The sequence below is a fragment of the Neisseria sp. P0001.S005 genome (assembly GCF_051963715.1).
In genome coordinates, this window is the sequence record NZ_JBQCTZ010000260.1 from 1 (window position 1) to 4,167 (window position 4,167).

At 53.2% G+C, this 4,167-nt stretch carries 6 protein-coding genes; all 6 read right to left on the reverse strand.

The window, feature by feature from the left end; translation table 11 throughout:
* The coding region (gene nuoK / locus ACTHSP_RS18390; protein ID WP_440346625.1) for an NADH-quinone oxidoreductase subunit NuoK at positions 1-234 on the reverse strand (234 nt) is incomplete at its 3' end.
* Positions 231-902: an NADH-quinone oxidoreductase subunit J gene (locus ACTHSP_RS18395; protein WP_003676988.1), complete on the reverse strand. Its 672-nt coding sequence runs from the start codon at positions 900-902 to the stop codon at positions 231-233. The genes nuoK and ACTHSP_RS18395, both read right to left, overlap by 4 nt.
* A gap of 11 nt (positions 903-913) precedes the next feature.
* Positions 914-1,393, reverse strand: a complete 480-nt coding sequence (nuoI, locus tag ACTHSP_RS18400) for an NADH-quinone oxidoreductase subunit NuoI (RefSeq protein ID WP_002216341.1) — start codon at positions 1,391-1,393, stop codon at positions 914-916.
* 54 nt (positions 1,394-1,447) lie between these two features.
* On the reverse strand, positions 1,448-1,843 hold the full coding sequence (locus ACTHSP_RS18405; protein WP_049350685.1) for a GFA family protein: 396 nt from the start codon (positions 1,841-1,843) through the stop codon (positions 1,448-1,450).
* 75 nt (positions 1,844-1,918) lie between these two features.
* Positions 1,919-2,995, reverse strand: a complete 1,077-nt coding sequence (gene nuoH, locus ACTHSP_RS18410; protein WP_002216340.1) for an NADH-quinone oxidoreductase subunit NuoH — start codon at positions 2,993-2,995, stop codon at positions 1,919-1,921.
* A gap of 2 nt (positions 2,996-2,997) precedes the next feature.
* A partial coding sequence (locus ACTHSP_RS18415; protein ID WP_440346626.1) for a molybdopterin-dependent oxidoreductase occupies positions 2,998-4,167 on the reverse strand: 1,170 nt, incomplete at its 5' end.

Below are 4,167 nucleotides of genomic sequence, written 5' to 3' on the forward strand. Positions count from 1 at the left end.
CAAACCGATGGCAGATTCGGCAGCGGCAACGGTCAATACGAAGAATACGAAAATTTGTCCGGCAGTATCGCCCAAATATTGCGAGAAGGCGATAAAGTTGAAGTTCACTGCCAAAAGCATCAGCTCGATGGACATCAATAATACCAGCACGTTTTTGCGGTTCATAAAGATACCCATTGCGCTGATACCGAACAGGAGCGCACCCAATACCAAATAATGCGTCAAGGTAATCATGCTTTGCCCTCCCCTTCCGGCTTGAGGCCGTCTGAAACTTCGCTCTCTTCGGCAGATTCGACTTGCGGTTTGACCGCTTCCATTTTCACCAGACGCATACGGCCCTGGTCGGCACGTACTTTAACTTGGTCGGCAGGATCCATACGTTTCGGATTGGTGGTTTTGCGGTGAACCAGCGCAATCGCGGCCACCATGCCCAACAGCAGCAATACCGCCGCCAATTCAAACGGCAACAGGTAGTCGGTATAAATACGGCTGCCCAAATCGCGGATATTATTGTAATCGGCGGGAATGTCTTTCATCAGACCAAATGCGGCCAGGTCGGTTTTCGGGTTGACCAGAATCAGGATCAGGGCAACCGCCAACAATGTGCCGACCACACCGGCAACAGGCGCATGACGCCAGAAACCGGCGCGCATTTCTTCAATGTCGATGTTCAACATCATCACGACGAACAGGAACAACACCATCACGGCGCCGACGTAAACCACCACCAGCGTCACGCCCAAGAATTCGGCCTGCATCAGCATCCAAATCATCGCGCTTACGCAGAAGGTCAGCACCAGATGCAAAGCGGCATGTACGGGGTTTTTAGCGGTAACGGTACGAACCGCACCGTACAAAACGATGGCGGCAAGAATATAGAACAGAATCGCGGAAAAAGTCATTCGTCTGCTCCTTAACGATACGGCGCGTCAGCGGCTTTGCGCTTGGCGATTTCGGCTTCGTATTTGTCGCCAATGGCCAAAAGAATCGGCTTGGTCATGTGCAAGTCGCCTTTTTTCTCGCCGTGATATTCAAAAATATGGGTTTCCACAATCGCATCGGTCGGGCAGGCCTCTTCGCAGAAACCACAGAAGATGCACTTGGTCAGGTCGATGTCGTAACGCTTGGTGCGGCGCGTGCCGTCTTCGCGTTCTTCCGATTCGATGTTAATCGCCATTGCCGGACAAACTGCCTCGCACAATTTACACGCAATACAGCGCTCTTCGCCGTTCGGATAACGGCGTTGCGCGTGCAAACCGCGGAAACGCACGGATTGCGGCGTTTTTTCTTCAGGGAAGTAAATCGTGTCTTTGCGGGCGAAGAAATTTTTGAGCGTTACGCCCATGCCTTTCACCAATTCGCCCAGCAGGAAGGTTTTTACTAAATTAGCCATTTTCGGATGCTCTTTTCGGATTGTTCTGTTTACAGGCCGTCTGAAAGCGGTTTTTTAACCTGCCGCGCCCACCATTTCTAAAAACTCTGCTTCGGTCAGCTTCGGGGTATCGTTGGCCAAGTCGTAATACGGAGCTTTGCAATCGATAAAGATTTGCGAAGTGGTTTCAAAGCCCGCGTTGTCGGCAAACAGCCCGGCGTTGATGTAATAATCGTTGCCAACTTTCACAAACAGATGTGTGCCGCAGTGTTTGCAAAAACAGCGTTGCGCCCATTCGGACGACTGATAATGCGCAATGTGTTCGCTGCCTGTAATTTCAGGCGACTGGGCGGCCAAAGTAAAAGACGCGCCACCGCCCCATACGCGGCATCTTCCGCAATGGCAGGCGTGGAGTTCGCGGTTTTCGGCGGTTTCCAGTGATACTGCGCCACACAGGCATTGAGCTTTCATTAGGTTCTCTCGGTTTGAAACGGTTAAAAATTTGGGTTATAGGCTACCTGAAAACTTTCAGACGGCCTCCCTGCCCTATTTCCACAAATTCAGCGGTGAAATCATCCACACGCCCAAAATCACGATGTAGGCGAAGCCGATCGGAATCAGCACTTTCCAGCCTAAACGCATGATTTGGTCGTAACGGTAACGTGGGAAAGTTGCACGGATCCACAGATACCAGTACAGCACCGCCGCCATTTTCACGAACATCCAGAATGCGGAAGGCGTACCGATAAAGCCCCAGCTTTGCGGGAACGGAGACAACCAGCCGCCGAGGAACATCAGTGATGTCAGCGCGGCAATCAGAATCATGAAAATGTATTCTGCAAGGAAGAACAGCGCGAACGCGAAGCCGGAATATTCGACGTGGTGGCCGGCAACGATTTCGGATTCGCCCTCTGCTACGTCAAACGGCGCGCGGTTGGTTTCGGCAACGGCGGAAATCAGATAGACGATGAAGATAGGGAAGAGCGGCAGCCAGTTCCAAGAGAATACCGAGCCGCCGGCAATACCTTTGGCTTGTGCGGCAACGATGTCGGAGAAGTTCATGCTGCCCGATACCATCACAACGCACACCAGCGCGGCACTCATGGCAATCTCGTAGGAAATGCTTTGTGCGGAAGCACGCATTGCACCCAAGAACGAATATTTGGAGTTGGAAGCCCAGCCCGCGATGATCACGCCGTAAACCGACAGCGAGGTAATCATCAGGATGTACAAAAGGCCAATATTGATGTTGGTCAGCACCCATTCTTCGTTGAACGGAATCACTGCCCATGCCGCAAAAGACGGGGCGAGCGACATAATCGGGCCGATATAGAACAGGGCTTTGTTTGACAGCTTCGGACGGGTTACCTCTTTAAACAAGAGTTTGAACACGTCGGCAAACGGCTGAATCAGACCCCACGGGCCGGTCACGTTCGGGCCGACACGAAGCTGCATAAAGCCGATGACTTTACGTTCGAAATACGTCAGGTAGGCAACGGTCAGAATCAGCGGAATCAGGATAATCACGATTTTGACGATGACGGATACCACCAAGCCTACGGTGATGCCCAAATCGCCCAGACCGAGCGTTGCGGCAAAGAGGTTTTGGAACCATTCTTGCATGATCAAGCTCCCGCCAGTTCAATAGTGTCCATCAACGCACCCAGCGCGGCATTTTCGGTATGCAGCGGCAGATGCACCACGTTTTCAGGCAAACCGGCATCGGCTTTGACGGCAACCGATACGCTTGCGCCGTTTTGTTTGGCGACAGCGGTTTGTCCGTCTTGCAGGCCCAAGCGTGCCAATGTGTTCGGATTTACACGCGCAGCAGGCACGGCGGCATGGCTGGTTTCTTGCAACGGCGCAGAACGACGCACGATAGAATCAGTGTGATAAATACCGATGCCGCCGACACGGACGAGGCGGTCTGAGGCCGTCTGAACGCCCTCCCCTGCCCATGTGCTGCGGTTGTCCAGTTTGGACGGCAGGCTTTCTGCATCCAGCGCATCTTTCAGAATCGCAGCGGTATCGTGGTATTCAAAACCTTTCAAGTCAAACAGGTTGCCCAATACGCGCAACACTTTCCACAGCGGACGCGAATCGCCGAAGCCTTGTACCACGCCGTGGAAAGATTGCAGACGGCCTTCCATATTGATGAAGCTGCCCGAAGTTTCGGTAAACGGCGCAATCGGCAACAATACGTCGCACACGTCCAGCAGCGTTTCGCTGACAAACGGTGTAAACGCCATCACGCTTTTCGCCTGTTTCAACGCGGCTACGGCTTTTGCACCGTCAACCGTATCGATTTCAGGCTCGACGTTGAGCAGCAAGACTGCCTGTTTCGGCGCGTTTGCCATTTCGGCAACGCTCTCGCCGGAGTTTACATTCAAGACATCCGCACCAACGCTGTTGGCGGCTTGCGGCAAAATGCCCAGCACTGCGCCGGTTGCATCTGCCAGCTCTTGTGCGGCGGCATAAATGGCGGCGTAATCAGGATGGTTTTGCACTTCCGCACCCAAAATCACTGCTGCTTTTTCAGCGTTTTTCAGGCTGGCGGTAACTGCGTGTTCCGCATTGCCAGACAGTTTTTTCAGACGGCCTGCCCATTTGTCGGGATGTGCGGCTTCTTGAGACAGAAGCGGCATAAACAATTCTTCTTTACTGCTGGCCAATACGCTCAAGGCCATACGGTCTTTGGCGGCACGGCGCAGGCGGGCGGTCAGGAGCGGCTGTTCTTTGCGCAAGTTCGCGCCGACTACCAATACGGCATCGTTGTCAGCCAAAGATTCAATGCT

Excerpts from the sequence above, each read along its gene's own strand:
- nuoH (WP_002216340.1), bottom strand. The coding sequence starts at position 2,995 with ATGCAAGAATGGTTCCAAAACCTCTTTGCCGCAACGCTCGGTCTGGGC.
- ACTHSP_RS18405 (WP_049350685.1), bottom strand. The coding sequence starts at position 1,843 with ATGAAAGCTCAATGCCTGTGTGGCGCAGTATCACTGGAAACCGCCGAA.
- nuoI (WP_002216341.1), bottom strand. The coding sequence starts at position 1,393 with ATGGCTAATTTAGTAAAAACCTTCCTGCTGGGCGAATTGGTGAAAGGC.
- ACTHSP_RS18395 (WP_003676988.1), bottom strand. The coding sequence starts at position 902 with ATGACTTTTTCCGCGATTCTGTTCTATATTCTTGCCGCCATCGTTTTG.